This is a genomic window from Arminella tubonensis (genome assembly GCF_003240585.1).
Lineage (GTDB): Bacteria > Pseudomonadota > Alphaproteobacteria > Rhizobiales > Rhizobiaceae > Rhizobium > Rhizobium tubonense.
On the sequence record NZ_PCDP01000038.1, the window covers coordinates 396327 to 423279 of the forward strand.

30 protein-coding genes and 1 pseudogene are annotated in these 26953 nt (G+C 60.8%); 19 read left to right on the forward strand and 12 right to left on the reverse strand.

Features of this window, described 5'->3' with window-relative positions:
• Window positions 1-8: 8 nt before the first annotated feature.
• Window positions 9-1085 (reverse strand): DUF2252 family protein, encoded by a 1077-nt coding sequence (locus tag CPY51_RS19405; protein WP_111161860.1) that lies wholly within the window; start codon window positions 1083-1085, stop codon window positions 9-11.
• Window positions 1086-1286: 201 nt separating this feature from the next.
• Between CPY51_RS19405 and CPY51_RS34100 the strand changes: the two are divergent.
• The 4 genes and pseudogenes from CPY51_RS34100 to guaA form a co-directional block, all read left to right on the forward strand.
• Window positions 1287-1364 (forward strand): annotated as a pseudogene (locus CPY51_RS34100) (tryptophan-rich sensory protein); the annotation flags it as partial.
• 68 nt (window positions 1365-1432) lie between these two features.
• Window positions 1433-1882 (forward strand): PaaI family thioesterase, encoded by a 450-nt coding sequence (locus CPY51_RS19415; RefSeq protein WP_111161861.1) that lies wholly within the window; start codon window positions 1433-1435, stop codon window positions 1880-1882.
• Entirely contained in the window at window positions 1879-2520 is a 642-nt protein-coding gene (locus tag CPY51_RS19420; RefSeq protein ID WP_111161862.1) for a 5'-methylthioadenosine/S-adenosylhomocysteine nucleosidase, read from the forward strand. The genes CPY51_RS19415 and CPY51_RS19420 overlap by 4 nt, the downstream gene beginning before the upstream one ends.
• 95 nt (window positions 2521-2615) lie before the next feature.
• Window positions 2616-4178, forward strand: coding sequence for a glutamine-hydrolyzing GMP synthase (gene guaA / locus CPY51_RS19425; RefSeq protein ID WP_111161863.1), 1563 nt, complete (start codon window positions 2616-2618; stop codon window positions 4176-4178).
• A 262-nt stretch (window positions 4179-4440) separates the two neighbouring features.
• Here the strand turns inward: guaA and CPY51_RS19430 are convergent, their stop codons facing one another.
• Both CPY51_RS19430 and CPY51_RS19435 read right to left on the reverse strand, forming a co-directional pair.
• A complete protein-coding gene (locus CPY51_RS19430; RefSeq protein WP_111161864.1) occupies window positions 4441-5040 on the reverse strand; it encodes an NADPH-dependent F420 reductase in 600 nt (199 codons plus the stop codon).
• 146 nt (window positions 5041-5186) lie between these two features.
• Entirely contained in the window at window positions 5187-5921 is a 735-nt protein-coding gene (locus tag CPY51_RS19435; RefSeq protein WP_111161865.1) for an SDR family NAD(P)-dependent oxidoreductase, read from the reverse strand.
• 267 nt (window positions 5922-6188) lie between these two features.
• Between CPY51_RS19435 and CPY51_RS19440 the strand changes: the two genes are divergently transcribed.
• From CPY51_RS19440 to CPY51_RS19460, 5 genes are all read left to right on the forward strand, one after another.
• Complete coding sequence (locus CPY51_RS19440; RefSeq protein WP_111161866.1) at window positions 6189-7085, forward strand: LysR family transcriptional regulator; 897 nt, start codon at window positions 6189-6191, stop codon at window positions 7083-7085.
• A gap of 148 nt (window positions 7086-7233) precedes the next feature.
• Window positions 7234-7593: a YciI family protein gene (locus CPY51_RS19445; protein ID WP_111161867.1), complete on the forward strand. Its 360-nt coding sequence runs from the start codon at window positions 7234-7236 to the stop codon at window positions 7591-7593.
• Window positions 7594-7719: 126 nt separating this feature from the next.
• A complete protein-coding gene (locus CPY51_RS19450) occupies window positions 7720-8022 on the forward strand; it encodes an ArsR/SmtB family transcription factor (protein ID WP_111161868.1) in 303 nt (100 codons plus the stop codon).
• Between the two features lies 1 nt (window position 8023).
• A complete protein-coding gene (locus CPY51_RS19455) occupies window positions 8024-8539 on the forward strand; it encodes an SRPBCC family protein (RefSeq protein WP_195909568.1) in 516 nt (171 codons plus the stop codon).
• Window positions 8540-8632: 93 nt separating this feature from the next.
• Window positions 8633-9076 (forward strand): SRPBCC family protein, encoded by a 444-nt coding sequence (locus CPY51_RS19460; protein ID WP_111161870.1) that lies wholly within the window; start codon window positions 8633-8635, stop codon window positions 9074-9076.
• 328 nt (window positions 9077-9404) lie between these two features.
• Here the strand turns inward: CPY51_RS19460 and CPY51_RS19465 are convergent, their stop codons facing one another.
• Window positions 9405-9968, reverse strand: coding sequence for a methylated-DNA--[protein]-cysteine S-methyltransferase (locus CPY51_RS19465; protein ID WP_111161871.1), 564 nt, complete (start codon window positions 9966-9968; stop codon window positions 9405-9407).
• A 112-nt stretch (window positions 9969-10080) separates the two neighbouring features.
• Window positions 10081-10770, reverse strand: a complete 690-nt coding sequence (locus CPY51_RS19470) for a glutathione S-transferase family protein (protein WP_111161872.1) — start codon at window positions 10768-10770, stop codon at window positions 10081-10083.
• 199 nt (window positions 10771-10969) lie between these two features.
• Here CPY51_RS19470 and CPY51_RS19475 point away from each other — a divergent pair, with 199 nt between their 5' ends.
• Window positions 10970-11599, forward strand: coding sequence for a 2'-5' RNA ligase family protein (locus CPY51_RS19475; RefSeq protein WP_111161873.1), 630 nt, complete (start codon window positions 10970-10972; stop codon window positions 11597-11599).
• A 16-nt stretch (window positions 11600-11615) separates the two neighbouring features.
• On the opposite strand, the gene CPY51_RS19480 is transcribed toward CPY51_RS19475, so the two are convergent.
• Window positions 11616-12479, reverse strand: a complete 864-nt coding sequence (locus CPY51_RS19480) for a LysR family transcriptional regulator (RefSeq protein WP_111161874.1) — start codon at window positions 12477-12479, stop codon at window positions 11616-11618.
• Window positions 12480-12569: 90 nt separating this feature from the next.
• Here CPY51_RS19480 and CPY51_RS19485 point away from each other — a divergent pair, with 90 nt between their 5' ends.
• The 5 genes from CPY51_RS19485 (at window position 12570) to CPY51_RS19505 (ending at window position 16945) form a co-directional block, all read left to right on the forward strand.
• Window positions 12570-13544: a quinone oxidoreductase family protein gene (locus CPY51_RS19485; protein ID WP_111161875.1), complete on the forward strand. Its 975-nt coding sequence runs from the start codon at window positions 12570-12572 to the stop codon at window positions 13542-13544.
• A 129-nt stretch (window positions 13545-13673) separates the two neighbouring features.
• The gene (locus CPY51_RS19490) at window positions 13674-14735 is read left to right on the forward strand and encodes a M14 family metallopeptidase (RefSeq protein WP_111161876.1); all 1062 of its coding nucleotides are present in this window, start codon (window positions 13674-13676) and stop codon (window positions 14733-14735) included.
• Between the two features lie 6 nt (window positions 14736-14741).
• Window positions 14742-15098: an ArsC family reductase gene (locus CPY51_RS19495; RefSeq protein ID WP_111161877.1), complete on the forward strand. Its 357-nt coding sequence runs from the start codon at window positions 14742-14744 to the stop codon at window positions 15096-15098.
• 10 nt (window positions 15099-15108) lie between these two features.
• The gene (gene ybaK / locus CPY51_RS19500) at window positions 15109-15582 is read left to right on the forward strand and encodes a Cys-tRNA(Pro) deacylase (protein ID WP_111161878.1); all 474 of its coding nucleotides are present in this window, start codon (window positions 15109-15111) and stop codon (window positions 15580-15582) included.
• A 109-nt stretch (window positions 15583-15691) separates the two neighbouring features.
• Entirely contained in the window at window positions 15692-16945 is a 1254-nt protein-coding gene (locus tag CPY51_RS19505; RefSeq protein WP_111161879.1) for an aminopeptidase, read from the forward strand.
• 21 nt (window positions 16946-16966) lie between these two features.
• Here the strand turns inward: CPY51_RS19505 and CPY51_RS19510 are convergent, their stop codons facing one another.
• From CPY51_RS19510 to CPY51_RS19520, 3 genes are all read right to left on the reverse strand, one after another.
• Window positions 16967-17560 carry an NAD(P)H-dependent oxidoreductase gene (locus CPY51_RS19510; protein ID WP_111161880.1) on the reverse strand — a complete coding sequence of 198 codons (594 nt, stop codon included), beginning with the start codon at window positions 17558-17560 and terminating at the stop codon, window positions 16967-16969.
• Window positions 17560-19158: an exodeoxyribonuclease VII large subunit gene (gene xseA, locus CPY51_RS19515; protein ID WP_111161881.1), complete on the reverse strand. Its 1599-nt coding sequence runs from the start codon at window positions 19156-19158 to the stop codon at window positions 17560-17562. The genes CPY51_RS19510 and xseA overlap by 1 nt, the downstream gene beginning before the upstream one ends.
• 93 nt (window positions 19159-19251) lie before the next feature.
• Window positions 19252-21093, reverse strand: coding sequence for a hypothetical protein (locus CPY51_RS19520; protein WP_111161882.1), 1842 nt, complete (start codon window positions 21091-21093; stop codon window positions 19252-19254).
• 197 nt (window positions 21094-21290) lie between these two features.
• Between CPY51_RS19520 and CPY51_RS19525 the strand changes: the two genes are divergently transcribed.
• Window positions 21291-22310, forward strand: a complete 1020-nt coding sequence (locus CPY51_RS19525) for a glycosyltransferase (protein WP_111161883.1) — start codon at window positions 21291-21293, stop codon at window positions 22308-22310.
• Window positions 22307-22681 (forward strand): GtrA family protein, encoded by a 375-nt coding sequence (locus CPY51_RS19530; RefSeq protein WP_111161884.1) that lies wholly within the window; start codon window positions 22307-22309, stop codon window positions 22679-22681. Before CPY51_RS19525 ends, CPY51_RS19530 begins: the two co-directional genes overlap by 4 nt.
• 13 nt (window positions 22682-22694) lie before the next feature.
• Here the strand turns inward: CPY51_RS19530 and CPY51_RS19535 are convergent, their stop codons facing one another.
• Complete coding sequence (locus CPY51_RS19535) at window positions 22695-23681, reverse strand: Gfo/Idh/MocA family protein (RefSeq protein WP_111161885.1); 987 nt, start codon at window positions 23679-23681, stop codon at window positions 22695-22697.
• 182 nt (window positions 23682-23863) lie between these two features.
• Between CPY51_RS19535 and CPY51_RS19540 the strand changes: the two genes are divergently transcribed.
• Both CPY51_RS19540 and CPY51_RS19545 read left to right on the forward strand, forming a co-directional pair.
• Window positions 23864-24811, forward strand: coding sequence for an aldo/keto reductase (locus CPY51_RS19540; RefSeq protein ID WP_111161886.1), 948 nt, complete (start codon window positions 23864-23866; stop codon window positions 24809-24811).
• A gap of 72 nt (window positions 24812-24883) precedes the next feature.
• Entirely contained in the window at window positions 24884-25327 is a 444-nt protein-coding gene (locus tag CPY51_RS19545; protein ID WP_111161887.1) for a GNAT family N-acetyltransferase, read from the forward strand.
• On the opposite strand, the gene CPY51_RS19550 is transcribed toward CPY51_RS19545, so the two are convergent.
• Window positions 25317-25934, reverse strand: coding sequence for a hypothetical protein (locus CPY51_RS19550; protein WP_111161888.1), 618 nt, complete (start codon window positions 25932-25934; stop codon window positions 25317-25319). The two genes, CPY51_RS19545 and CPY51_RS19550, sit on opposite strands and share 11 nt — an antisense overlap.
• 63 nt (window positions 25935-25997) lie before the next feature.
• Window positions 25998-26888 carry a LysR family transcriptional regulator gene (locus tag CPY51_RS19555; protein ID WP_111161889.1) on the reverse strand — a complete coding sequence of 297 codons (891 nt, stop codon included), beginning with the start codon at window positions 26886-26888 and terminating at the stop codon, window positions 25998-26000.
• Between the last annotated feature and the right edge of the window lie 65 nt (window positions 26889-26953).

Consider the following 26953-nt stretch of genomic DNA (forward strand, 5'->3'; position numbering starts at 1 on the left):
AGGCCCGGTCAGCCGGTCGCGGCGTAGGCCTTTTGCTCGATTGCGATGCTCATTGCCGCGGCCTTTGCCGCATCGCTCAGCCAGTCGAGTGGACGCTTTTCGATATCGGCCATAATTGCCGGGATACGAGCCGGGTCGCTGCTGTGGCAATTGGCAATCTCGAAACCCATCAGGTCGAGCATATCGGGCGACAGCAACAGATCCGCATCGCCGTCCACCTCGATCTTGCGGCTATTTGGAGAGAGCCTTCGAACAAGAACTCCATTCGCTACCTTGTATTGCGGATCCGGAGATCGGCTGCGTCCTGCGGCAATAGCTTCAGCCTGGATCGCCTTGTTGGCTGGATCGTGGCGAAGTGACCAGGCTGACTGGGCAAGCGCCTTTGCTTCGCGCAGGACGGGCCCGCCACGCCATTCGACATAGGCGACGAAGCGAGGACGCCCAAGGCTTCCCGTGCCTGCGGTGCGCGGCCTTGCCACGAAAGGCAGGGCCGGATCAGGGAGGCAGCCTCTCAGCGCATCTACATACTTTGCGGCTGGAGGCACCAAGGGCTGCGGCAATTGCTGGAACTTCTCCCAGAATTTCTTGCGTTCCGCGTCAGGCAGCAGCACGGCGTTGCGCAACCACTTGTGGTCTCGTTCGAGGATGATCGGCAATGGCTGCGCCAAGCCACGGCGATAGCCACCAAGGATTGCCCCGCCGACCACCTCGGCCGACAACCCGCCTTTCGATCTGGCCAGCATCGCGCTTGCTGCAAGGCGCACGAGATCGAGGGCGTAGGGCATGACGGCGGCATCGTCGAAATCGTTGGCGCCCCAGACCAGCCGCCCTTCGCCATCGCGCCAGGTGCCAAAATTTTCAAGATGCGTGTCGCCGATCGCCAGAACGGCGGGCGCGCCGGCAAGAGCCGGGCAGAGGTCGAGGATCGTCTCCGCCCATCGCCAATAGGTAGCGCGGAGAAACGCGAAGCTGCCGGTCTTCATTTTCTGGTGCTTCTTGTCGAGGCCGGCGATGGAAAGGTCGGTGCCCAGTTCCGCCCGGAGCCAGGACTCGTAGGCAGCAATCGACTGTGAAAATCTGGTCATTTCCGCGCCTTCCGGTGTTCACCGCTGCGCCAGCGGATCATCTGACGTATCCATTCCGCAGTATAGACTTTGACGGCCATTGCCCACCCTTTGAAAGTGCTGGTTATTCCGGGCGATCGTCCCATGGCGCCGGAAAGCAGCGCTCGGGATTATCGCCGGCCTGCTGGTTTTGACCCCCGCATTCATCGGCAATTACTGGCGGCATGGCTTTTCGTGCCCTATGCGGCGTGGGTCGCCTTTGCCACCGTGTTCAACGCATCGATCGCTTATCTGAACTGAAATCGACCCTATTGCGCTTGTCGAAAAGCCGCTCACATGCCACTTTCCCGCTCGCGTGAGGACATGACATGGTTGGAGAAGACAGCGGCGATTTCCGGCAACGGATTCGCCAGAGTTTTGAGCGTCAGGCGGCGATGAAGACCATCGGCGCGGAATTGACGCGCGTCGAACACGGCATGATCGAGATCGAGCTGCCGTTCGATGTCAAATTGACGCAGCAGCATGGCATGCTGCACGCCGGCGTGATTTCAGCGGCGCTCGATTCCGCTTGCGGTTTCGCCGCCTATAGCGTCATCGATCCCGACGCATCGATCCTCACCATCGAATTCAAAATCAACCTGATGTCGCCGGGGCGCGGCGAACGCTTCCTGTTTCGCGGCGAAGTCACCAAGCCCGGTACGACGATCATCGTTGCCGACGGCAGGGGCTACGCGATCGGCGACGGGCCGGCAAAATTGATCGCCTCCATGACCGGAACGATGATGGTCATCAGGGGAAGAGAGGGAATCACTGGATGAAGTTCGAGCTTAAGTCCGTTTCCGGAAAATCGATCCTGTTCGTCATGGCGGCGGAGGCGGAGTACGGACCTTTCCTGCGTTCGCGGATCGATCCGCTGATGACGGGCGTCGGCCCGGTCGAGGCGGCCGTTGCGCTGACCCAGGCGCTATCGCAGCTCGACGCCCATGGCGACCTGCCCGACATGGTCGTCTCGCTCGGCTCCGCAGGATCCGCCAAGCTCGAACAGACGGAGGTTTATCAGGTCAGCGCCGTTTCATACCGCGACATGGACGCCTCACCACTGGGCTTCGAAAAAGGCCGGACGCCATTCCTGGATCTCCCTGCTGTCATCGACCTGCCGCTGCGCATCCCCGGCATACCGGAAGCCAGCCTTTCGACCGGCGGCAACGTGATTTCAGGTCGTGAAGCCTATGGCCGGATCGCCGCCGATATGGTCGACATGGAGACCTTTGCCGTGCTGCGAGCCTGCCAGGCTTACAAGCGCCCGCTGATCGGCCTTCGTGGCATTTCCGATGGCGTCGTCGAGCTACAGCACATTACCGGCTGGACGGAATATCTCCACGTCATCGACCGCAAGCTCTCCTATGCCGTCGACAATCTTTTCACCGCGCTGGAAGACGGGGTATTCTGGTTCTGACGCCGGTGGCGACACGGGACAATCGGGACAATATTTCCGGCGGCCTCGCGATTTGCCGGATTGCATGCCGCAATGCTTTTCTTTAAAGGCTCGCCATGACCCAGACAGCACATCCAGACACCGTTCTCATCGTCGATTTTGGCAGCCAGGTGACGCAGCTCATCGCACGGCGCGTGCGCGAAGCCGGCGTCTATTGCGAGATCGCTCCCTTCCAGTCCGCCGAAGAGGCATTCCACCGGCTGAAGCCGAAGGCGGTGATCCTGTCCGGAAGCCCCGCTTCGACTGTCGACGAAGGATCACCCCGCGCGCCGCAGATCATCTTCGACAGCGGCCTGCCGGTGTTCGGCATCTGCTACGGACAGCAGACGATGTGCATGCAGCTCGGCGGCAAGGTCGAGAGCGGCCATCATCGCGAGTTCGGCCGCGCCTTCCTCGATGTCAATGAAGACTGCGCATTGTTCGAGGGCCTCTGGTCCTCCGGTTCGCGCCATCAAGTCTGGATGAGCCATGGCGACCGCGTCACTGCGCTACCTGACGGTTTCGAGGTGGTCGCGACCTCTTCCAACGCGCCTTACGCTTTCATCGCCGACGAGAAGCGCAAATATTACGGCGTGCAGTTCCATCCCGAAGTGGTGCACACGCCCGACGGCGCCAAGCTGATCGGCAACTTCATCCATAATGTCGCCGGCCTCAAGGGCGACTGGACGATGTCGGCCTACCGCGCCAAGGCGGTCGAGGCGATCCGCAAGCAGGTCGGCGACAAGCGCGTCATCTGCGCGCTTTCGGGCGGCGTCGACAGCTCCGTTGCAGCACTGCTGATCCACGAGGCCGTCGGCGACCAGCTAACCTGCGTCCTCGTCGACCACGGCTTGATGCGCAAGGACGAGGCAGCTGGTGTCGTCGCCATGTTCCGCGAGCACTACAATCTGCACCTGATCCACGTCGACGCGTCCGACCGCTTCATCGGCGAACTCGAAGGCGTCAGCGATCCCGAAACCAAGCGCAAGATCATCGGCCGGCTGTTCATCGAGACATTCGACGAAGAGGCGAAGAAGCTGGGGGGCGCCGATTTCCTTGGACAGGGAACCCTTTATCCAGACGTTATCGAGAGCGTTTCGTTCACAGGCGGCCCGTCGGTCACCATCAAGTCGCACCACAATGTCGGCGGCCTGCCCGATCGCATGAAGATGCAGCTTGTCGAGCCGCTGCGAGAACTGTTCAAGGACGAGGTGCGGATGCTCGGCAAGGAGCTCGGCCTGCCGGACAGCTTCATCGGCCGCCATCCCTTCCCGGGTCCAGGTCTCGCCATCCGCTGCCCAGGCGGCATTACCCGCGAAAAACTGGAAATCCTGCGCGAGGCAGATGCGATCTACCTCGACGAGATCCGCAAGGCCGGCCTCTACGACGCGATCTGGCAGGCCTTCGCCGTGTTGTTGCCTGTCCAGACAGTCGGTGTGATGGGCGACGGCCGCACCTACGAGTTCGTCTGCGCGCTCCGCGCCGTGACCTCGGTCGACGGCATGACCGCCGACTTCTACCACTACGACATGGAATTCCTCGGCCGCGCCGCAACCCGCATCATCAACGAAGTCCGCGGCATCAACCGGGTCGTCTACGACGTCACGTCCAAGCCGCCGGGCACGATCGAGTGGGAATGAGGGGGAGTGCCGCGGAGTAGTGTCGGATAGCAGAGGACACTCGAGCGAATCCTAGCCCATCGATAGCAGTCGATAGATTCTAGGCGACCCGCGGATCTGCCGCTCTGTCGGGCGTCTCCCCGCTCTTCGAACGGGCCCATGCGCCGTCAGGCCCACCACAACCTTCGCGACTTTGTGGCCTTCAAATATTCGGTCGCGCGCTGCTCGAAGAAGCTAGCGCGCGCGACCAGTTCTCGGCGTCGATCACACGGTCGTAGATCGACTACTGCTCCCTCTTGAACAAATCCTGGAAGATGAGCTGGCCCCAAGTGCTGCCGCGTGCGTGCACCAGCGCGCCACCCTCGTTGAGCTTTCCGAGCTTGACGGGTGCGAACCCGAGTTGTTTGGCCAAGGCCGCCACGGGAGCGATCGCGTCCTCGTCGTCGCTCGACAGAAAGACGACCCGGTGCCCGCCCTCGACGACCGGATCGGTAGCCAGCGTGGCCGCAATCAGGTGATTGAAACCTTTCACGAGCTTGGCGCCGGTGAACGCCTTCGCGACGAAGGCGGAGGACGGGAGACCGTCCAGCTCCTCGACGGGAACGTTAGTGTTCGTCGCGTCGATGACCGTCTTGCCGTTCCAGTTCGGCAGGGCCTTCGCAACCTCGCGATGCTCCCCGAACGGGACCGCCAAGATGATTGTGTCGGCCTCGAGTGCATCCCGCAGCGGCCTGGCGACGACCGTGGGTCCAATCGCCCGAGCCTGCGGCGCCAACGCCTCGGCCGGCCGGCGGCTCGCGACGGTCACGTCGATGTTTTTACGGGCGAAGGCGTGCGCGAGGGCTTGGCCTATCGCACCGAATCCTACAATTGCATAGCTCATAATACTTCTCCAATTCGTGTTGATATTGATTCCCCGGCCATCAACGGCGCTGGGATATCTGTGTGGCGACCTTTAGGTAGACGTCCTGCCGTGAACGACTTCCGCGCGGCCGGACGGTCAGCTACTTCTGGCGATCCGGCGCGATTTCAGATGGCCGAGAAGCCGCCGTCGACAGACAATTCCACTCCATTCACGAAGCTCGAATCGTCTGAAGCAAGAAACAGCGCGGCCGCTGCAATTTCCTCAGGACGACCCATCGTTCCCCGCGGGATGAGGGATTCGAACATCTGCTTCGCCTCCTCTGTGAGGACTTGGTCCTGCATCGGTGTGGCGATCGGCCCCGGGTGCAGCACGTTCACCCGGATATTCCGGCCCTTCAGCTCATTGAGCCAACCGCGCGCGAATGCGTGCAACGTCGCCTTGCTCGCCGCATAAACGGTGTAACCAGGAAAACCTTTGATCGAAGCAACTGACCCGGTCATGAAGATGGATCCGCCATCGTTGAACAGCGGCAACGCCTTCTGAACCGTAAACAGCGTGCCGCGCGCATTCAGGTTAAAGGCCGCATCGAAGTGCTGCTCGGTAATCTCGCCCAGTGGGACGGCTTCGCCCATGCCTGCGCTCGCGTACAGGACGTCGATCTTGCCCTTTTCCCGCTTGACTGTATCGAACAGGCGGTCGAGGTCGTCGAGATTGGCCGCGTCGCCACGCACGCCGGTCACGTTCCGGCCAATCAGCCTGACGGCCTCATCGAGCGCCTCCTGCCGACGGCCCGTGATGAAAACATAGGCGCCTTCTTCAACGAACCGCTTGGCGCTCGCCAGCGCCATGCCGCTCGATCCGCCCGTGATGACTGCAACCTTACCTTCTAGCTTTCCCATGACTTCTCCTTTCGTCCTATCGGACAGCGTCTGCCTCCGAGACCCTCGAAATGGGTCCGCCGGCATCAGTTGTTGAGTGCGGAAGCGCGCACATCGGTGGTGCAAAATCGATCCGGTTGGACGACTGACGCTGGCCGCGACGATCGGTGTTCGCCGTTCGGAATTGGGCCGCGCTCGTCGACATAAGCTATGATGACCACCCGTGCTGCTGTACGATACGTTAGATACGGGCTTTGGAAGGCGCACCGTGCGGTGCGGTATTGCACCATGATCGACTGGGATGACATTCGCTACTTTCTTGCCGTGGCACGCGGAGGCTCAGTGCGGGCTGCCGCCGAGGGCCTCGGAGTGTATCACTCGACCGTGCTGCGACGCATCGCTCAGCTCGAGGAACGCCTCGGGGCGCAGATGTTCGAAAAGCTGCCTTCGGGCTACCGCCTGACGGCTGCGGGTGAGGAGGTCCTTGAGCTCGCGAACCAGATGGAAGCGTCGTCGCACCAGCTGGAGACGCGCGTCTTCGGGCGCGACCAGAGCGTGCGCGGGCTTCTGCGGGTGACGTTGGCTCCGAGCCTCGCGACACACCTGCTCATGCCGGACTTCGCCGATTTCGCGCGTCTGCATCCTGATATCGAGATGGAAATCTTGTCGTCCGGCGAGTTGGCAAATCTGACCAACCGAGAGGCGGACGTGGCGATCCGTGTTGTCTACGACCGCAAAACCCTGCCGCTCAATCTTCACGGCCTGAAGGGACCGGAGCTGTTCGGCGGCGTCTACATGTCCTGCGATCGACTAGCCGCATGGCGTGCGGGCACGCCTGATCCCATCCGGTGGATCGTCATAAGCATTCATGGAATTCCGGATTGGGCCAGCGAGGGTGAGGTTCGCACCACGGGGGCTCCATTCAGGATCACGGACGCCGAGGCGCAGATCGTTGCTGTACGGCGAGGGCTCGGGATCACGACACTGCCGTGCTTCGTCGGGGATGCCGACCCCCTACTGGTGAGGGTGCCGGGCACCGACCTGCACATGTACGGAACGCTCTGGCTTCTCACACAGGGGGAGACACGCAAGACGAAGCGCGTGCGGCTCTTCACGGAGTTCGTATCCCGCAGGCTCGCAGCGTACGCTCCGCTTCTCGCGGGGCTGTCCATATCGCGCGACTGACGCCCTGCAGATCGCCGGCGACGCTTTTCGTAATCCGTTTGGAAGCCGAGCCGCAGAAAAAATCTGCGGGACAATGTCGGCTTGCTGAAATCCCGTTCGTCGTTCCTATGTCAGGCCTATTGGCCCGGTTGAAACAAGGAGGCAGACGATGCGTGTGATGGTGCTTGTGAAGGCGACCGACGACAGCGAAAAGGGCATTCTCCCCACGACCGAGATGTGGGAGGCGATGCACAGATTTAATGAGGAGCTGGCCGATGCCGGCATCAGGCTCGCGGCCGACGGCCTCAAGCCCTCCTCGCAGGGCAAGCGTATTGCGTTCGATGGTCCCCTCCGTATGGTCATCGACGGGCCTTTCACTGAGACCCGCGAGCTGGTCGCCGGCTTCTGGCTCTGGGAGGTCAAGGACATGGACGAGGCGATCTCCTGGGTGAAGCGCTGCCCCAATCCCATGCCGGGACCGAGCGAGATCGAAATCCGTCCAATGTACGAGATGGCTGATTTTCAATGACAATCGGACACCGAAGGTCACGGATACCCACGCGCTGACGCCGGAGAAGCTCAGTCCTGGTTTTCGCTGCGAAGCCGACATGTTCATATTCCTTGACAGGCATATGTCTTTGTGGGAATATAAATCATGTCAACATTCACAGCCATAGCCGACCCCATTCGTCGCGACATTCTCGCCCTCCTTCGGGAGGGGGAGCAGCCTGCGGGCGCGCTCGTGGAGACGCTCGATCTGCCGCAGCCTAATGTCTCCAAACACCTCAAGGCTCTGCGTGCGGCGGGGCTCGTACGCATCCGGATCGACGGTCCACGGCGTTTCTACAGCCTCGATCCTGCCCCTTTGGCTGAGCTCGACGATTGGCTAGCGCCATATCGCGCGTTCTGGTCGGCGAAACTCGATGCCCTTGGCGACCACCTCAATAGGAGCGATTGACATGGAGGACATGGAACAGCTCGGCGCATTCAAGCAACACGACGATCAGCTCGATGTGCGGTTTGAGCGATACTATCCGCGCTCGATCGAAAGGGTGTGGAGCGCACTGACTAATCCGGTGCGCCTTGGAGACTGGATGGGCACCGCCCTCGTCGAGCCCTACGTTGGCGGACGCTACGAAGTGATGCTTGACGGTCCGCACCCCATGACCGGCCGGATTCTTGTCTGGGAACCGCCGCATGTGCTGGAGTTCTCATGGAGTAATACCCACGCGCCCGATTCCATCGTGCGCTATGAGCTAACGCGCGATGGCGACGGTTCTCGCCTGATCTTCCTACACAAGGGCATGCCTTACGCCAGCAGCGCTCTCATGTTGCCGGGCTGGCACGTTTACTTCGAGCGTTTGGGCAGCCTGCTCGACGGAACGACCCCACCTCGGTCGAAGCAAAGCTGGCGCGAGATGCAGGCGATCTATGTCGATCACTACAAGCTCAGCGGCGTGATGCTCGATCCCTAAATCTCCGACGGGACCGACGCCGGGCCGCGCATGGCATTGAAGACCTAACCGTATTGGATTTGTACAGAAGCCAACACCGAAGGAGGAATGGCAATGGTCGATATCTTACACAAAGTGGGAATCAAGTCGTCGTCCGTGGACGATGCCTATAGGGCGTTGACAACTCGCGAGGGCCTTTCCGGCTGGTGGACGAACAATACGCAAGGTGAAACCAAGGTCGGGGGAGTGCTCCAATTCCACTTCGGACCCGGGTCTATCGGCATGAAGGTTCTCGAGCTTCATCCCGCCGAGCGCGTGCTATGGCAGGTGGTCGATGGGCCTGCAGAATGGATTGGCACGAAAGTGGACTTTCTGCTCAGGCAACAGGACGACTGGACCATCGTCCTCTTCAAGCACCAAGGCTGGAAAGAGCCGGTGGAGTTCATGCACCATTGCAGCACAAAGTGGGGTGTCTTTCTGTTGAGCCTGAAGTCGCTTCTCGAAACCGGCAAAGGCAGGCCGGCGCCAGACGATATCAAACTGGACAGCTGGGAATAGAGCCGCACCGGCCACCGATGCGGACATCATCGGTGGCCTTCGCCCAAACTCGGGCCAAAACGGATTAGTATCCGCCGCCGGCCGGAGCGGGAGCGGCCTGTGTCGTGCCGCCAGAATTGCCTGAGGTCGTGCAGGCGGAAACGCCAAGGCAAATCAGGACCAAGAAAACGGCGGAAGAAATGGTTCTTAGCAACATGCGGGTTCATTCCTTTGTTTGATCGGACGCGCAGTGCGCCGGACCAGGAATAAACAATCGAACGACCTGTTTTATTCGACGTGTTCTTCAGTACTTATCGAACGCGCAATTTGGATGGATGCTGTCGTCCGCCTATAACGCCAACGACTGCTGCGCGGGTGGCGGCGGCTCGAGACGGACGCCCTCGAGTTCAAGCATGCTGGCTTTCGCCGTTGAGCCGCCGGGCGCCGAAAACCCGCCTATCTTGCCGCCGGCGGCCAGCACGCGATGGCAGGGGATAATCAGCGGCACGGGGTTCTTCGCCATGGCCTGGCCAACGTCGCGAGCAGCTTCCGGCCCGGCGCCGAGTTCCTTGGCAAGTGCCCCGTAAGTGGTGGTGTGGCCCCATCCGAGCCGCCGCGCTGCGTCATAGATCTGACTGAAAAACGCATCCTGTCCGCTGAGATCAAGCTTGATGTCGGAAAAATCAATTTCCTCACCCTGGAAATAGCGCTTTGCCGCATCAACTGCTTCGATCACAGCCGGCGGAGGTGTTCCGGGCACTGCATCCGGAAGCCGGCGCAACATGAGGCGTTCGGTAGATTCGGCACTTTTCGTCGGCAACTGGAAGCGGACAATGCCCGTATCGTTCCAGGCGATACCGCAAAAGCCACCGGCGGTTTCAAAGACTAGGTACTGCTGCTCTGTTTTGTTCACGACATAGCCCTCGCGTTTCCATTCTTCGTAAAATCGTACGTCGTAACCTCCGATTCAACCCGTTTCTTGCGCAGAGCGAAGACTGGCCGTTCGAGCGGATCGCGGTAACGCGTCACGGGGCCTTGTCGCCAAGGAAGCGCTTGGGCATGTCGTCGACGAACGGAAACAGGTGGAAATACGGCCGCGCCTCGGCGATCGTGCGCTTGAAACTGGGTCGTTCGGCCAGGCGATCGAAATAGGCCGCAGCGTTTGGATAGTCACTTGCGAAGGGCGAGACGATGCCGACGTAGAACAGCGCCGGTGCTGCCGCGCAATCCGCCATGGAGAACGCATCTCCGATGATCCACTCCCTGTCGCGCGTTCGTTCATCAAGCATGGCATAGGCGACTTGCAAGGTTGCATGCGCTTCGACCACACCGCGCGGGTCCTTTTCGCCTTCCGGCCGCATTCGATCGGCGACGATCTTCTGCATCGGGACCTGGACATAGCAATCGAAGAAACGATCCCAGAGCCTCGCGTCCAGACGCAAAGCTTCGTCATGCGGCAGCAACGGGTGATCGCCGGGATAGTGCTGCTCCAGATATTCGATGATGATGGATGTTTCCGGAACTGTTCGGCCGAAGCGCTCGTCGCGCAGGACCGGTATCTTGCCGATGGGCCAGAACGCGAAGAACTCCGCACTCGCCTGCCTGTCACCGAGGTCGACGACGACGCTCTCAAAAGGCGTGTCGTTTTCGTAGAGAGCCAACAGCACCTTGTGGCAGAAGGAAGCGAGCGGGTGGTGATAAAGCGTCAGCGTCATGGGAACTCCTCAGGCTTGATCCGTGAAAGCAAAACACTTGTCGGTATGGGTTACTATCAGAAATACATGTCGGGTGCAGTGGCTAGCCCAGCAAATGTTCTTCTTTTGTTCTTGATTTCGTCACTCGGCAGGATTACCTTCGTTGCGTTCAACGACGGATAGTGGAGGCGAGGTCGCATAGTGCGGTCTCGGTGAAGATATGACGCTTGGCAACGAACAGCTTTCCCTGGACTTCAACGAGCCGCCGGCGCCGCCGTCCTCGCGAAGGCGAAATAGCGGTCCGGATTTGGGGAAGAGCAACCTCTATTTCGCTGTCCTTCCGCAACTCGAGACCGCGAACATTGCCGCCCACCTGGCGGATCAGTTGCGGCGCGAGCATCGGTTGTCGGGGCATCCCCGCCCCGCACGTTTACTGCATATCTCGGTTTATGGGCTTGGACGCTTTGACACGGTCCCGGACGATATCGTCCATGCCGCTATGGAGTCCGCGGTCGCGGTACAAATGGCGCCGTTCGAGTTAGCTCTGGATAGCGTGCTCAGCTTCAGGCAAGAGGTGCGTCCGCTTGTGCTCCGCGGAGCGAAAGGTCGGGAGGAAATTCGGTCTCTCCGGGCTGAGCTTAGGCGCGGTTTACGGGGAGTCGGGCTGGAGGGCGAGGCGAAACGTCAATTCGAGCCGCATATGACGCTGCTGTACGATCGCAAGGCCATTTCCGAGACTAGCCTGGAGAAGCCGATAGCGTGGACGGTGCGCGAATTCGTCCTTGTCCATAGTCTGATCGGTCAAAGCAAGCACGACTATCTCGGCCGCTGGTCGCTGCATCTGCAATAGTCGCGTTGCGACCCACTCACTCCCGCGTCCGGCAGGCGTCGCCGATGATCCGGGCCAAGAAATCCATCACACTTCGGATTGCGGGAGATCGGCGCAAATCCGGGTAGGTCACCAGCCATAGATCCCTGGTCAGCGATGGCGAGGCTGTTGGCAGGCGGATGAGTATCGGGTCGACATCGCCGAGAAACCGGGGCAGCGCGACCACTCCAAGCCCGGCACGAGCCGCCTCCAGCTGGCCGAATACATCGCTTGCCTGAAAGACGATTGCGCGGCCGGCAAGCAGGCTGCGCAACCATATCTGCTGGGTCAGGTGATCGTGGGCCGCGTCATAGCCGATGAAACTCCAGCCTTCGGCCGGCTGCGCTGCCACTTCCGCCGTGGCATAAAGGCCGAACCGCATGGCGCCGATCCGCCGCACGAGCAGGTCGGCATCCTCAGGGCGGGTCATGCGGACCGCGATATCGGCTTCGCCGCGGTCCAGCGCCAGATTTCCAGTGGCCCCATGAAGCGCCATGGTGATCTCGGGGTTAGCCTTGTGGAAAGCCACCACGTTTGGGGCAATAAGTCGCGCGGCGACCGAGGGCGGTGCGCTGATCCTGATCGTTGTCGACGGCGCCGCTGCCGAGCTCTTTGCATAACGGCGGATCGCCTCGACCGCGTCCTGCATGCCGGAGACCAGCTCGGCGATAGCCCGGCCATCCGTCGTCAACGGCGAACTGCGCGGCAGGCGGTCGATGAGGCGCAGGTCGAGTGTCCGCTCCAATGACGCAATGCGGCGGCCGACGGTCGCGTGGTCGACGCCAAGTTCCCGCGCTGCCGCGGACAGCGAGCCGGTGCGCGCCAGCGAGGCTAAATGAACAAGGTCCTGCCAATCGATCATCAGTGCATTATTGCACAAGTCCGGTGAAGAGATACCGAATTTATTCGCAGACGACTCTGTGATCATCTCAGCGCAAAAGGAGAGCCCACTATGCCAATCGCAATCATTCTTGCCGCCCCCGGCGGCCCCGAGATGCTGAAGCTGGAGACCATCGCCGAAGTCGCGCCAGGTACGGGTGAAGTTCGCATCCGCCAGAGTACCATCGGCGTCAACTTCGTCGACATCTACTACCGCCAGGGTCTTTATCCCCGGCAGCCGGGCCAGAACATTCTCGGCCTTGAGGGCGCTGGTGTCGTCGAGGCAGTAGGACCGGACGTCTACGATTTGCAGGTCGGAGATCGTGTCGCCTATACCGGCCGTCCGCTGGGCGGATATGCAGAAACCCGAACCCTGCCAGCCTCCCGGCTTGTCAAGTTGCCGGACGGCGTCAGCGAACGGGTGGCCGGTAGCTCGATGTTGCGCGGCCTGACTGCACATATGCTGTTGCACAAGACCTATCCGCTGCAGGCCGGCGACTGGGTCCTGGTGCACGCTGCGGCCGGCGGCGTTGGCCAGCTTGCGACGCGCTGGGCTCGTCGTCTCGGCGCGCACGTCATCGGCACCGTCGGATCCCCTGCGAAAGCCGCTATTGCTCTCGAAGCAGGGGCTGAGGAAGTCCTACTCCACACTTCGGAAGACTGGATGGAAGAGACGCGTCGGATCGCCGATGGCAAGGGCGTCCATCTCGCAATCGACGGCATCGGCGGCGCGATGCTGGCAAAGACGCTGACCACGGTTCGCCCATTCGGCATAGCCGCAAGCCTCGGCCAGCCGGCGGGACCGATTCCTCCCATCCGCGTCGAGGAACTCTCTGCCCGCACCATCGGTCTCGCGCGACCGAGCGTGCTTGCCTACGCCAACGACCCGGAGCTTTATCGCCGTGGGGCTTCGGCTCTGCTTGCCGAACTGCAGGATGGATTGATCAATCCGATCGGCGCGGAATACCCGCTGGCGGAGGCCGCAAAGGCGCATACGGATCTCGAAGCCGGGCGGACGACCGGCAGCGTCATCCTGACTGTCGGATAAGCATCGCGCCGTTTGCGACTGACAATCTTGCGTCGGGTACGCATTGATTTCCGGGCGGACCAAAAGTCGTTGCACATCTGCATGCCGGCTTGCTATTGAGGCCACAGCCACGGGCAGGGAGACACGCGGATGGATATCAGCGAAATCGTCATCGAAGGAGATTCGGCGGGCATTGCCTGGCGGTTGCCGGTGTTGCGCTTTGCAGGCTCCGATCCCGACGCACCGAAGGTCTATATACAGGCAGCGCTTCATGCCGGCGAACTGCCCGGTACCGCCCTGCTGCATTTCCTCTGCGAACGGCTGCGACGGGCGGAGGCGGAGGGCGCGATCCGGAGCGATATCACCATCGTTCCCCATGCCAACCCGATCGGCGCCGCGCAGGGGCTTTTCGGCGGAATGGAAGGCCGGTTCGATCTTGGGTCCCGTGCGAATTTCAATCGGGATTTCCCGCTGGTTTCCCTGCGTGACCGCGGGCTTCTCATCGACGATCTTGATCGATATCGCGCGCCGGACAGGCTGAAGCGTCAGCTCATTCATATGGCGCTGGGCGCTGACCTTGTCATCGACCTGCATTGCGACGACGAATCCCTGCAATATGCCTATATCGACGAGGTTTTCTGGCCAGAAGCGTCGGACCTTGCCGCAGCACTTGATATGGACGCGGTATTGCTTTCCGACGGCGAAAGCTCGGCCTTCGAAGAAGCCGTCAGTTTCGCCTGGAAGTACGAGGCTCCGGGAGAGAAGAAATCACGCCTGCCGGGCAAGCTGTCGGTGACGGTGGAGCTTCGCGGCATGCGCGACGTCTATCCCGAGATGGCAGCCAAGGATGCAGCAGGGCTCTGGCGCTTCCTTGCCGCCCGCGGCATCGTGCGAGACGAGGCGGTCAAGCTTTCCAGCTTTGCAGGTCCCGCCGTGCCGCTCGACAATATCGAGATGATCCGCGCTCCCCACGCGGGAACGGTACTTTTTCATCGCAATATCGGCGAACGCGTTTCCAAGGGCGATCTGCTGGCAACGATCATCGTGGCCCCGGGCATGCCTGATGGCACGATCGAAGTCAGGGCGCCTCAGGCCGGATTGATCGTGACCCGCGTCTCCGACCGTCTCGTGCGTCGTCGCGGCGACCTGATGAAGATCGGCTGCGACATGCCGAGTGCCGCCACGCGCAAGCCCGGTGCGCTGGAGGACTGACGTTCAATGTCTGTGACGATCTACGGCATCAAAAATTGCGATACGATGAAGAAGGCCCGCGCCTGGCTGGACGAGAACGAGATCCCCTATCGTTTCCATGACTACAAGGTAGAGGGCATAGACCGGGGCCATCTTCAGATATGGAGCGCCGAGGCGGGTTGGGAAACGGTGCTCAACCGGGCAGGTACCACCTTCCGCAAGCTTCCAGATGATGATCGCGTCGGCCTGAACGAAGAGAAAGCCATAAGCTTGATGCTGGCCCAGCCTTCGATGATCAAGCGGCCGGTACTGGAGGCGGATGGGAAACTGTCGATCGGCTTCAAGCCCGAGGTTTATGCATCTTTGTTTGCGAACGGCAAATAAGAGAGAGGCCATGTCCAAGACCACGCGCGCGACGCAAGTCCTTGCCCAGGCCAAGGTCGCTTTCACCGTCCACACCTACGACTATGATCCGAATGCCGAGCGTGTCGGACTGCAGGCAGCGGAGGCGCTTGGAGAAGAACCTCATCGCGTGCTGAAGACGCTGATGGCGGAAGTGGACGGCAAGCCGGTGTGTGTCGTCGTGCCGTCCGATCGCGAGGTCAGCATGAAGAAACTGGCGAGCGCCTTCGGCGGCAAGTCCGCGAACATGATGAAACCGGCAGATGCCGAGCGGCTGACGGGCTACCATGTCGGCGGCATTAGCCCTTTTGGCCAGAAGAAGGCAGTGCCGACCGCAGTCGAGGTGGCGGCGATGTCGGAAGCCTACGTCTTCATCAACGGTGGCCAGCGCGGGCTGCAGGTTCGGCTCGATCCCAAGGATGCTGTCAAGACGCTGAAGGCTGCGGCCGTTGCACTGATCGCCTGACCGGTGCACGGAGGCAGAGCGAATTTGAGGGGTCCGAAGCTTCATTTTCGCCGCAAAGCCGGATAAGTCTGAGAGATACCGTTCCCGCCATTGAGCACGCAGGTTTCCCATGACGTTCGTTCCGCAAACCAATCCATCCGTCGACCCGGTGAAGCTCGACAAGCTTGCTGAAGTTGCTGTCAAGGTCGGGCTGCAGCTGCAGAAAGGCCAGGATCTCATCATTACGGCGCCTGTCGTGGCGATGCCGCTGGTGCGGCTGATCACCCGGCATGCCTACATCGCCGGCGGCGGTCTCGTGACCGTGTTCTATGCGGACGAGGAAACTACCCTTTCACGCTACCAATACGGCAATGACGAGAGCTTCGACCGCGCACCCGGCTGGCTCTACGAGGGAATGGCGAAGGCATATGCCAGCAACGCGGCGCGCCTGGCCATCTCAGGCGACAATCCAATGCTGCTCGCCGGCCAGGATCCGGCAAAGGTGTCGCGTGCCAACCGTGCCAATTCGGCAGCCTACAAGCCGGCGCTCGAGAAGATCTCCAATTTCGAGATCAACTGGAACATTGTGTCCTATCCGAACCCTTCCTGGGCAAAGCTGGTCTTCCCGAACGATCCGGAGCCAATTGCCGTTGCCAAGCTTGCAAAAGCAATCTTTGCCGCTTCGCGCGTCGATGTCGCCGATCCGATCGCCGCCTGGGCCGAACACAATGCCAGCCTGCACAGGCGCTCGGGCTGGATGAACGGGCAAAACTTTGCGACGCTGCATTTCCAGGGACCGGGTACCGATCTCAGGGTCGGCCTTGCCGATGGACACGAGTGGCATGGCGGTGCGTCGACGGCCAAGAACGGTGTCACCTGCAATCCGAACATCCCGACCGAAGAGGTCTTCACGACGCCCCACGCGTTGCGCGTCGATGGACATGTCTCCAGCACCAAGCCGCTGTCGCATCAGGGCACCCTGATCGACAATATCCAGGTGCAATTCGAGGGTGGTCGCATCATTGGCGCGAAGGCGACCCGCGGCGAAGAGGTACTCAACAAGGTACTCGATACCGACGAAGGCGCACGCCGGCTGGGCGAAGTAGCGCTGGTGCCGCATTCCTCGCCTATCTCGGCAAGCGGCATCCTGTTCTACAACACGCTGTTCGACGAAAACGCATCCTGCCACATCGCGCTCGGCCAGTGCTATTCCAAGTGCTTCGTCAACGGCGCCTCGCTCAGCCAGGACCAGATCACCGCACAGGGCGGCAATTCCAGCCTGATCCATATCGACTGGATGATCGGCTCGGACAAGGTCGATATCGACGGTATCAAGCACGATGGTTCGCGCATCGCCGTGATGCGCAAGGGTGAATGGGCCTGACAGGCGAAGGGTCGGCGCTTTTTATCTGATTGCGGCGACGGCTTTGCTTACCCGGGCGAGATGCGCCTTGCGTTTGGCGTCAGTCGCCCGATCCATGTCATGCAGCGTCAGCATGCGGAAGCTCAGCCGCTTCGAGCAGAAATTGGCGATGCCGCGCTTGAGCAAGCGGCGCACCGGATTTCCCATGTAGAGATGGACCACCCACCAGGGCGATCCGGTGGTCGTCAGCGCCCAGAAGTGGCGAATATTTGTCAGCTGCGGCAGGATGCGCCCGCCGGCGGGATCGGGACGGAACGCAATGCCCGGCGCAAGGACCCGGTCGAAAAAGCCCTTGAGGATGGCCGGGAAATTGAACCACCATTGTGGAAAGACCAACACTAGCCCATCCGCCGCCTTCAGCCGTGATGTCATGTCACTGAGGCCGGAGACCTCGTAAGGCTCGGTGAAATAACCGCGCCTTTCCGCCGGCGACAGGCGTGGGTCGAAATCCACGCGATAAAGGTCGAGCCAATCCACTTCGTGGCCACCTGCTTGCAAGGCCTTGCGGGCGGTGTCCGCCACGGCGGCGGCAAAGCTGTCTTCGAGCGGATGAGCCAGGACCAGCAATATCCGCATCAGAACAGGCTTCCCTGCTTCGACGGATCGTTTGACGTGCCGACCTTGGCGGCACGTTTACTGGCAATTGGGCTGCCTCCCGATGTAGGTGGTCCCTCGCCGGCGACTGCTCCGACGCGGCCATCGGCGAATTCGATCGATATGGCGGCGCCGGGCGCAAGCGCCGAGGCTGCAGAGACCGGTCTATCCTCGTCATCCCTGATAACGGCATAGCCGCGGCTGAGCACGTTCTTGTAGGAGAGCGACTGGAGCATGCGATCATGGGCGACGACGGAGCCTCGCGCCTGGACGAGCTTGTGACGGATTGCCGTATCCGAATGGCGCGCAAGGTTGGCAAGATGATCGCGGGACCGGCTGGTATGGGCGAGCAGCCGCCCGGGAACGCCACGCATCGCTACATCCGCATTCGAAATCCGGCTTCGGCCCTCGGATAGCAAGCGATCGACCCGACGTTCGGCGCGGACAATGCGCTCGTTCAACATTTGACGCTTCTCGGCGATCCGGTTCGACAAGACTTGCGGCCGAAGATTCGCTGCAGCGCGCTCGAACGCACGGCGCTTGTTCAGCGTGTTCAGTTCCAATCCGCGTCCGAGCCCGGCGGCTGCCTCGTCGAATCGTCGGCGCGGCAGGGCGAGAAGCTGATCGAGCGACGGCAGCGCACGCAACAGAGCCCGCACTGCCTGACGCCGCTGGTCCATGTGACGGCCCATGCCCGTCTGCAACCGGGCTGCCAGGGCCGACGTCTGCGCCTCCAGTTCGGCCTTCACCGGCACCGCCATCTCGGCCGCCCCGGTCGGCGTCGGCGCGCGGACATCGGCCGCATAGTCGATCAGGGTCCAGTCAGTCTCGTGGCCGACGGCCGAGATCAACGGGATTGTGCTTTCGGCTGCGGCGCGGACCACGGCCTCGTCGTTGAAGCTCCAGAGATCCTCCAGGCTGCCGCCACCGCGCGCGACGATCAGCACATCCGGTCGAGGCATCGCCCCTCCGACGTCAAATGCATTGAAGCCACGAATGGCGTTTGCCACCTCGTCGCCCGATCCCTCCCCCTGCACCTTTACCGGCCAGACGAGGACGTGCACCGGGAAACGATCGGCGATGCGGTGGAGAATATCGCGGATGACGGCACCGGTCGGCGAGGTGACGACGCCGATCACTTTCGGCATGAAGGGCAGGCGCCGCTTGCGTTCGGCATCGAACAACCCTTCGGCACCCAGCTTGCGCTTGCGTTCCTCCAGCAGCGCCATCAGCGCGCCGGCGCCTGCAGGTTCCAGCGTCTCGATGACGATCTGGTATTTGGACGAGCCGGGGAAAGTCGTCACCTTGCCGGTGGCGATCACTTCCATGCCCTCCTCCGGCCGGAATTTCAGCTTGGAAAACGTGCCCTTCCAAATCACGGCATCGATGCGGGCTCTGTCGTCCTTCAGCGCGAAATAGGCATGGCCCGATGAGTGCGGGCCGCGATACCCGGATATTTCACCACGTACCCGAACCTGGTCGAAGGCGTTCTCGACCGTGCGCTTGATCGAGCCGGAAAGCTCCGACACGGAATATTCGGCAAGGTTCGACGGCGAATCATTCTCGAGGAAGCTGCTCATGACGCCTTTTTACCGGAATCATCGGCAAAGGGCAGCCGGGGTTCGATCAAGACCGACGTTTTCTTTAGCAGGCGGACGGTCCTTGCCTTCCTGCTATTCCGCCTTGATCCGGAAGAATTGCACCTTCGCTTTTTCCGGCGCGGGAAGTCGTTCCAGGTAGGGAGGAACCCTACCCAGGCCAAGTTGAGCGTAGAGACCGTCGGGTTTGGCTTTTGCGACCATCGCGGTCTGCGGATCGTTCGGGCAGTAAACAAGAATGGTCGCATGCGCGCCGCGCATGAATGCCTCTGCCTCGCTCGGTATGGCAAGACCGATGTGCAGCTCGGTCAGCATGCCGCCCGGATCCCTGTGATAGGGCGCAGATAGAACGCGATGGCCGGTAAAGCGCAGGATGGGCGCGCCGAGATTCGAAGGAGCGACAACCACTCCGGGATCCAGGCCGGTAATCGGAGCCAGCCCTTGCTTCGAGACGCATTCGCTTTCGCTATCGTCAACGGCGGCAACCGTAGAGGTCTTGGAGAAGATATTCGCGATATTGCTGGTGGCGAGCCCGCCGCCGAAAGCCCAGACCGACGGCACCGATATCAGCACACCGACCACGTAGAAAAATGCGGCCGCAACATTATCGCTATCGGCATTCGAGACGCGACGCAGATCGAGGATAAACAAGGTCAGCGGCGGAATGGCGAGCAGGTTCGCAAATAGGGCGCCGCGGACCTGAACGAGCGCAATGGCCCAATTGACGAGAAGCAAAGCCAGAAAGATCGCATGCAATTCCACCCGCTCTCCACGCATGATGCGGAACAGGCACACCACCATGCCGAGAAGGCCTACCGCATAAAAGGCGCCTACCGCTTCGGGCGTTTCGTGGCCAACCGAGAAGATCGATTGCGCCTCAGTGATGGAGTTCAGCCAGAACTGGATCAGCATCGGATCGAGATCGGCGAGCGGGTTGCGAAGGCACTTCGGCGCCAAAACGAGCGTGGTCGCCAAAACGAGCGCACCGTTTGCTGCAAGCACCGCAAAACGCCAGGGACGCGGCAGACGGCTGGCGAAGATCGCCGAAACCAGCAGTGCCGCGCCACCGACACTCGTAATTCCATAGAAGCCAAGCGACAGATTATCGCAGGTGACCGCCGAATAGAGACGCGGCGGCACGGTCGTGAAGAAGGCAATGCTGATCGCGACAGTAAGCGTAAGCCCAAACGCGCGGGCGGCAGGCGCGAAATCCTGCCCTTCCCATGCCCAGAGCGTTGCCACGACAATACAGGCGACCGCGATGAAGGGGGTCGTCTCCGCACCGATGCCGATGGCAAGAGCGGCAGCAACTGCGGCGACGGCATAGCTTGCGGGCCTGAACTTCTGGTCGACCAGCATGGCAGTCAGCAGCGCCACGAGCCCGAGCTGGACGTTATCGTGATCGATCGACCCCGGAAGGAACCGCCCGCAGCCGAGGATCAGGAGTGCCGTCTGGCCAAGCGCCACATGAGCACCCGGCAAGCCGCCGATACGACGGCCGAGAAGCCCCATGGCCAGCATGAACGGGATAACCAGCGTCAGCGGCCAGATGGTCAGCGCCAGCGCTTCCGCCCGCTCGGGCGTAGCAAAGAGACGGAAGAATGCGATCAGGCTTGCAATCGGCAGATCGATGAAACGCGACCAGTGCATTAGCGTGCCACCATCAAGACCGAGGCGGTACTGCATCATGTCGAACCAGCCCTGGCCGGCCAGCAGGTCGCGGACCTCCACCAGACGCATGGCGTCATCATTGTCCGGGCCGACATAGTCGGTAGCGCCGTAATTCAAGGCCAGCAGCGCTGCAATGACCGCGGCGCTGTAGAGCAGGGCGACAAACCAGAGGCTCGACAAGAGCGAACTCGCCCCAGACTTCTCACTTGCCGCCGTGATATGCCGCATTTCTACCGCGTCGCTCATATGGTCGCCTCTTTCTCGCCGGTCATCGCGAAGCCTCAAAATAGCCCGTTGCCATCAAGAAAGAGTAAAGCCACTGCCAGCCGCCCGCTGCGGCCTTGTAGACGATGATTTGGTCGCAGGTCAGTCGCTCCTAGGGTCTTATTAACGGCAGCGCGATAGGCTGATCTCCAGATTTTCTGATGTAGCGAGTGGAAGTCATGCCGGAGACCTGGAGTGAGAGCCTTGACATTGCGGTTTTGCTGCCCTGCTACAACGAGGGAGCGACGATACGCGCCGTCGTTGGCGGGTTCCGCGCCGCGTTGCCCGCTGCGCGGATTTATGTCTACGACAACAATTCGACCGATGGCACCGCGCTTCAGGCGATGCTTGCCGGTGCGACGGTCCTTCGCGAGCGGCGTCAGGGTAAGGGTCATGTTGTCCGCCGGATGTTTTCGGATATCGACGCGGACATCTATCTCATGGCCGATGGTGACGGCACCTATTCGCCCGACGATGCAGACGAATTGATACGCACGCTGCTGACCGAACGCTCCGATATGGTCGTCGGCACGCGCCGCGGGGTCCATGACGATGCCGGACGGCACGGCCACGCCTTCGGAAACCGAATCTTCAACATTCTCTACCGGACGATCTTCGGTCCCGATTTCACCGACATCTTCTCGGGCTACCGGGTCTTCTCGCGGCGCTTCGTCAAGAGCTTCCCAGCGGTCTCGGCCGGATTCGAGATCGAGACCGAGATGTCGGTACATGCATCGCGGCTGAAGCTGCCGACTACCGAGCTTGAACTCGACTACGGTCGCCGACCGGAAGGCTCGCATTCCAAGCTCTCGACTTTCAAGGATGGCGCCAAGATCCTCTGGATGTTCGCCATGCTGATGAAAGAGACGAGGCCGTTCGCCTTCTTCGGCATTCTGAGCACCATGTTCATGGCTTCGAGCCTTGCCTTCATGACACCGGTGTTGATCGAATATTTCGAAACCGGGCTCGTCAGCCGCATGCCAACCTGGGTGTTCTCGATGGCGCTGATGATGGTGTCGTTCATGCTGTTTACCGCAGCGCTTATTCTTGACTCGGTTGCACGATCGCGTGCAGAGCAGCTTCGCATTCACTACATGAATATCAAACCGATGAGCTTGAGCATCGGGCAAACGACATCGAGCAGGATCGAGCGAGAGCAGAATTCTGCGACCAGCAATAGGAAGGCCGGCGCTGCATGAAGAAGATTTTGTGGTTTGCAATGGCAGGCGGCGTCGGTTTCGTCGTCGACGCGGGGGTCCTGATGCTGCTCCTGCATTTCACGTCGCTTGGCCCCTTTGGCGCGCGGGCCATCAGCATTCCAATGGCAATGATCGCGACGTGGGTCTTGAACCGCACCTTTACCTTTGATCGCTCCGGCCGGTCCCTCGCGGCCGAAGGGTTTCGCTACGGTTCGATCGGGGTTACCTCAGCGCTGCTGAATTATGCTCTTTATTCCGCGTTGCTTGTTTCCACGCCAATACTGCGCCCGACGGTGGCATTGGTACTGGCATCGGCGGCGGCGACGGGCTTCAGCTTTTTCGGCTACTCGCGCTTCGTCTTCCGCCGCTGACGCGTTTGTAGAATCAGACCGTTTCCCAGCCGTCCTTTTCGCTGGCGCGATAGATGGCGTCGATCATCTTCTGATTGTTCCTGGAGCTTTCAAGCGTCACCACCTCAGCCTTGCCGCCGGTTGCCGCATCCGCAAACGCCTCGGCCTCGCGCTTGTACTGGCGGCTGTCGGGGAAGCGGAAAATCTTTGATTCCGAATGATTGCGGTTGGTCAGCTCGATTTCCTCGGCCCCGTAGCGATCGGCATTGAAGGGCGACTTCACCTCTATGAAGCCTTCGGTGCCGTGGAAGACCATGACCTGGCGGGCTGCCATCTGCGTCGAGATATAGAAGCTCACCTCGAAATCGCCGAAGTCCGCCTTGACGCTCGAGTAGATGTCGGTGCCGAATTCCGGATCGCGCTCGGTGACCGCCTGGATACGCAAGGGTTCCTTGCCGGTGACGAAGCGGGTGCTGATTGTTGGGTAGACGCCGATATCAGGCAGGCCTCCGCCGCCGAGCTCCGGAATGTTGCGCATGTTGCCGGCGTCGCGGTTGAAATAGGTGAACGCGCCCTGGACATGACGCAGACGGCCGATGGCGCCATCGGCTAGCAACGAGCGGACCTTCTGCCAGACAGGCGTGTAGGTGACCATGTAGGCTTCGGTGATCAGCACCTTGTTGCGGTCGCGCGCCGCGATCAGGCTGTCGATCTCGCCTGCCTTGAGTGCGATCGGCTTTTCGCAGAGCACGTGCTTGCCGGCATCCGCAGCCTTGATCGACCATTCGACATGCTGTGACGTCGGCAGCGGAATATAGACCGCGTCGATCGTGTCGGAGGCGAGCATTTCCTCGTAGGAACCGAAGGCGTGCGGTACAGAGAAGCGATCCGCCATCTTCCGAGCGCGGCCAAGATCACGGCTGGCGACGGCGGTCACCACGCAATTTTCGGCATCCTGGATCGCCGGGACGACCAGTTCCTGGCCAATCTTTGCAGTCGACATGATTCCGAAACGCAACATTGATTTTTCCTCCGTGAACGATTTTCGGCGCAACCTTATTCAGCCCCCGTTGCCGGCGCAATGCCGCAGGACGAAATCACGGAAGTTTGGTTTCCATGTTCGCCCTATGGCCCTACATAGAGAAGACGGTGTTTCGCCGTGCCGTTCATTTCAATGATTTCAATCATTTTGGGAGAGTGCCCATGCAGATGCGCCAGCTTGGTAAAACGGGTCTTTCGATCGCCCCGATCGTCTTTGGCGGCAATGTCTTCGGCTGGACGGCCGACGAAAAGACCTCCTACGATATTCTCGATGCCTTCTTTGACGCTGGCTTCAACACCATCGATACTGCCGACGTCTATTCCGCCTGGGTTCCAGGCAACAAGGGCGGAGACTCCGAGGAGATCATCGGCAAGTGGCTGAAGCGCAGCGGCCTTTCTCGCGACAAGGCGATCATCATTACCAAGGTCGGCTCGGAAATGGGACCGGATAAGAAGGGACTGAGGGAGGCCTACATTCTGAAGGCGGTCGAAGACTCGCTGAGGCGTCTGCAAACCGACTACATCGATCTCTATCTCTCCCATTGGCCGGATCCCGAAACGCAATATGAAGAGACGCTCGGCGCCTATGCCAAGCTGAAACAGCAGGGCAAGATCCGCGCGATCGGTTGTTCTAACCTTGACGCGAAGCAGTTGCAGGATTCTCTCGATGCCGCGGGGAAAGCCGGTCTTCCGCGCTACGATGTATTGCAGCCGGAGTATAATCTCTACGACCGCGGCTTCGAGGGCCCGCTCGCCGAACTCTGCCTCAGGGAAAAGATTGGCGTCATCACCTATTTCAGCCTTGCCGCAGGATTTCTTTCCGGCAAGTATCGGACCAAGGCCGATACGGAAGGCAAGGCGCGCGAAAATCGCGTCGGCAAATATCTCGATGCCAAGGGCCTGAATATCCTTGCCGCGCTCGACAGCGTAGCGAAGGAGACGGGTGCAAAGCCGGCGGAGATCGCGCTTGCATGGCTGCTTCAGAAAAAGGCCGTCACCGCGCCTATCGCCAGCGCCACCAGCCTCACTCAACTCGATGCGCTCATCAACTCGGCAAAACTGACACTATCCGCCGAGGCAGTTGATATACTCGACAAGGCGGGTGCTTAAATCTCTATTCCATGCATGTCGTTGCCCCAGAACCGTTACAGATTTTGGGCAATCTGCATCAGGAGGCCTGACATGACGGTGACTATCCGCGACGCAAGACCCGACGACGAGCGGCGCTGGCGAAAGCTCTGGTCCGATTATCTCGACTTCTACGCAGTCGGCATCGCGCCTGATATTACCGAGATGACGTGGCGCCGGATCTTCGATCCGGCGTCGACGATCTTCATGCGGGTCGCTGAGGTCGATGGGGAGATGATGGGCTTCGCGCTGTGCATCACGCACGAGGGCACGTGGACCCGCTCGCTGGACTGCTATCTCGAAGACCTGTTCGTCGACGAGGCCGCGCGCGGCAAAGGTGTTGGCCGCGCATTGCTGGATGACCTCATGGCACTTTCGAAAGCAAAAGGCTGGGGGCGGCTCTACTGGCACACCGACGAGACCAACGCTACCGCGAGGAAGCTCTACGACAGCTATGTCAAGAGCGACGGCCATATCCGCTACCGCCTTACACTTTGATCGGCGGAAAGCCCTCATAGGCGCTCGAGTGATCGCCCTCCCAGTTCTGCATTCCGCGGCGCGTGAGGATACCGCGCGGTTCGGCATAGCTGCTGATCTGGCGAACCGGCTTCTCATGCCAGCCGATATTGACGGCCCATAGCTTCGGGAAGAACTGCAGCGAAGAATAGGGCAGATGGTCGTGGATCCACCAGGCGAGCTTCTGCCAATCGCCGGGCTTTTGATGCCGGTCCCAGACCCAGGGCACGACGACGCATGCGGTGGCGCCCATGCAGCCGTCAGCATCGCGCAGATCCCAGATGTGGTTGGCGGCGGTGATTTCGTTTCGCGCGCAGTTCAAGTCGTTTTCATTGCCGAATTTGTTCAAAGTCGGCGAACGGTAGCCGGAGCGCAGGTGTAGTCTTCCGAAGGTTTGCTCCAACGGCTCCAGCAACTCCTCGCACAAACGCCTGCCCGCCGCGATTGCCAGGTCGGGATCGTCAGGGATATTGGGAATGCCGTAAAAGCTACCGATCTCGGAATGAAGGAAATCGCGAAGGAAGAAATTCCTGGAGAGCCGTACCCGGCCGAGCTCCTCCAACCCCCTCATCGAAGCCGGTTTCTTCATTGTGCACCCCTCCATGACCCAATCTATGGCTTCCGCCCCGGTCCGCCACCCGAAAGCCGGCGATTAGCCGCCCACCTTGAAGAAATCGATAAATGCCCGCAGTGCCGGGCGCATCTGGCGCCGGCTGGGATAGTAGAGGAACGGGCCCGGATAAGGCGGACACCAATCCTCCAGCACGCGGATCAGCTTTCCCTCCGCAAGCTCGTTGGCGACACGCATGTCGAAGAGATAGGCAAGCCCGGCGCCGCCAAGAGCCGCCAGCAAGCTCAACCGATCCTCGCTGACAATCAGCGGGCCATTCACCGGAACAATCAGCTCACGGCCATCCTTCTCGAACTCCCAGCGATAGATCGTGCCGTTGCTGAAGCGGCGCTTGATACAACGATGATGCACGAGATCGCCCGGGTGGAACGGCTTCGGATGGTGCTCAAAATAGCCGGGCGAACCCGCGATGACGGTGCGCAGGTCGGAGGATACCTTGACAGCGATCATATCAGCCTCGAGGCTCTCCTCGAACCTGATGCCGGCATCGAAACCTTCCTCAACGATATCGATGAAGCCGTCCTCGTTGGCGATTTCAAGCGTGATGTCAGGATAGAGATTGAGAAAATCGCCTATGCGCTCCCCGAGCAGCACGTCGGATGCAAAACGCGGTGCTGTAATGCGTAGATTGCCGGCGGGCTTGTCGCGCGCGTCTACGACCTCCTCAAGCGCCACGCCGATTTCATCGAGTGCCGGCCGGAGACGATCGAGCAACCGCCGCCCCTCCTCGGTCGGGGCCACGCTGCGTGTGGTGCGGGCGAGCAGACGAACGCCTAGGCTCTCCTCCAGGCTGGAGATCGCGTGACTGACAGCTGAAGGCGCGATTGCCAGCTCCTTGGCCGCGGCACGAAAGCTGCGGTGGGCGGCGACGGCGGCAAGCACCGCGAGTTGCGAGAGTTGTGTCCGGTTCATTGATCGAAATAATAGAACAGCCCGTTGCGATTTGCACGGATTTTCAAACGGTTGCTGGCGCTCTA

What these genes read in the sequence shown, in the direction of transcription:
- CPY51_RS19550 (WP_111161888.1), bottom strand. Translation starts at nt 25,934, where the DNA reads ATGAAGAAACCGGCTTCGATGAGGGGGTTGGAGGAGCTCGGCCGGGTA.
- CPY51_RS19430 (WP_111161864.1), bottom strand. Translation starts at nt 5,040, where the DNA reads ATGAGCTATGCAATTGTAGGATTCGGTGCGATAGGCCAAGCCCTCGCG.
- CPY51_RS19540 (WP_111161886.1), top strand. Translation starts at nt 23,864, where the DNA reads ATGCAGATGCGCCAGCTTGGTAAAACGGGTCTTTCGATCGCCCCGATC.
- CPY51_RS19420 (WP_111161862.1), top strand. Translation starts at nt 1,879, where the DNA reads ATGAAGTTCGAGCTTAAGTCCGTTTCCGGAAAATCGATCCTGTTCGTC.
- CPY51_RS19405 (WP_111161860.1), bottom strand. Translation starts at nt 1,085, where the DNA reads ATGACCAGATTTTCACAGTCGATTGCTGCCTACGAGTCCTGGCTCCGG.
- CPY51_RS19445 (WP_111161867.1), top strand. Translation starts at nt 7,234, where the DNA reads ATGCGTGTGATGGTGCTTGTGAAGGCGACCGACGACAGCGAAAAGGGC.
- CPY51_RS19490 (WP_111161876.1), top strand. Translation starts at nt 13,674, where the DNA reads ATGGATATCAGCGAAATCGTCATCGAAGGAGATTCGGCGGGCATTGCC.
- CPY51_RS19415 (WP_111161861.1), top strand. Translation starts at nt 1,433, where the DNA reads ATGGTTGGAGAAGACAGCGGCGATTTCCGGCAACGGATTCGCCAGAGT.
- CPY51_RS19470 (WP_111161872.1), bottom strand. Translation starts at nt 10,770, where the DNA reads ATGACGCTGACGCTTTATCACCACCCGCTCGCTTCCTTCTGCCACAAG.
- CPY51_RS19455 (WP_195909568.1), top strand. Translation starts at nt 8,024, where the DNA reads ATGGAGGACATGGAACAGCTCGGCGCATTCAAGCAACACGACGATCAG.
- guaA (WP_111161863.1), top strand. Translation starts at nt 2,616, where the DNA reads ATGACCCAGACAGCACATCCAGACACCGTTCTCATCGTCGATTTTGGC.
- ybaK (WP_111161878.1), top strand. Translation starts at nt 15,109, where the DNA reads ATGTCCAAGACCACGCGCGCGACGCAAGTCCTTGCCCAGGCCAAGGTC.
- CPY51_RS19475 (WP_111161873.1), top strand. Translation starts at nt 10,970, where the DNA reads ATGACGCTTGGCAACGAACAGCTTTCCCTGGACTTCAACGAGCCGCCG.
- CPY51_RS19530 (WP_111161884.1), top strand. Translation starts at nt 22,307, where the DNA reads ATGAAGAAGATTTTGTGGTTTGCAATGGCAGGCGGCGTCGGTTTCGTC.
- CPY51_RS19525 (WP_111161883.1), top strand. Translation starts at nt 21,291, where the DNA reads ATGCCGGAGACCTGGAGTGAGAGCCTTGACATTGCGGTTTTGCTGCCC.
- CPY51_RS19520 (WP_111161882.1), bottom strand. Translation starts at nt 21,093, where the DNA reads ATGAGCGACGCGGTAGAAATGCGGCATATCACGGCGGCAAGTGAGAAG.
- CPY51_RS19535 (WP_111161885.1), bottom strand. Translation starts at nt 23,681, where the DNA reads ATGTTGCGTTTCGGAATCATGTCGACTGCAAAGATTGGCCAGGAACTG.
- CPY51_RS19440 (WP_111161866.1), top strand. Translation starts at nt 6,189, where the DNA reads ATGATCGACTGGGATGACATTCGCTACTTTCTTGCCGTGGCACGCGGA.
- CPY51_RS19510 (WP_111161880.1), bottom strand. Translation starts at nt 17,560, where the DNA reads ATGCGGATATTGCTGGTCCTGGCTCATCCGCTCGAAGACAGCTTTGCC.
- xseA (WP_111161881.1), bottom strand. Translation starts at nt 19,158, where the DNA reads ATGAGCAGCTTCCTCGAGAATGATTCGCCGTCGAACCTTGCCGAATAT.
- CPY51_RS19460 (WP_111161870.1), top strand. Translation starts at nt 8,633, where the DNA reads ATGGTCGATATCTTACACAAAGTGGGAATCAAGTCGTCGTCCGTGGAC.
- CPY51_RS19555 (WP_111161889.1), bottom strand. Translation starts at nt 26,888, where the DNA reads ATGAACCGGACACAACTCTCGCAACTCGCGGTGCTTGCCGCCGTCGCC.
- CPY51_RS19485 (WP_111161875.1), top strand. Translation starts at nt 12,570, where the DNA reads ATGCCAATCGCAATCATTCTTGCCGCCCCCGGCGGCCCCGAGATGCTG.
- CPY51_RS19505 (WP_111161879.1), top strand. Translation starts at nt 15,692, where the DNA reads ATGACGTTCGTTCCGCAAACCAATCCATCCGTCGACCCGGTGAAGCTC.
- CPY51_RS19495 (WP_111161877.1), top strand. Translation starts at nt 14,742, where the DNA reads ATGTCTGTGACGATCTACGGCATCAAAAATTGCGATACGATGAAGAAG.
- CPY51_RS19450 (WP_111161868.1), top strand. Translation starts at nt 7,720, where the DNA reads ATGTCAACATTCACAGCCATAGCCGACCCCATTCGTCGCGACATTCTC.
- CPY51_RS19435 (WP_111161865.1), bottom strand. Translation starts at nt 5,921, where the DNA reads ATGGGAAAGCTAGAAGGTAAGGTTGCAGTCATCACGGGCGGATCGAGC.
- CPY51_RS19545 (WP_111161887.1), top strand. Translation starts at nt 24,884, where the DNA reads ATGACGGTGACTATCCGCGACGCAAGACCCGACGACGAGCGGCGCTGG.
- CPY51_RS19480 (WP_111161874.1), bottom strand. Translation starts at nt 12,479, where the DNA reads ATGATCGATTGGCAGGACCTTGTTCATTTAGCCTCGCTGGCGCGCACC.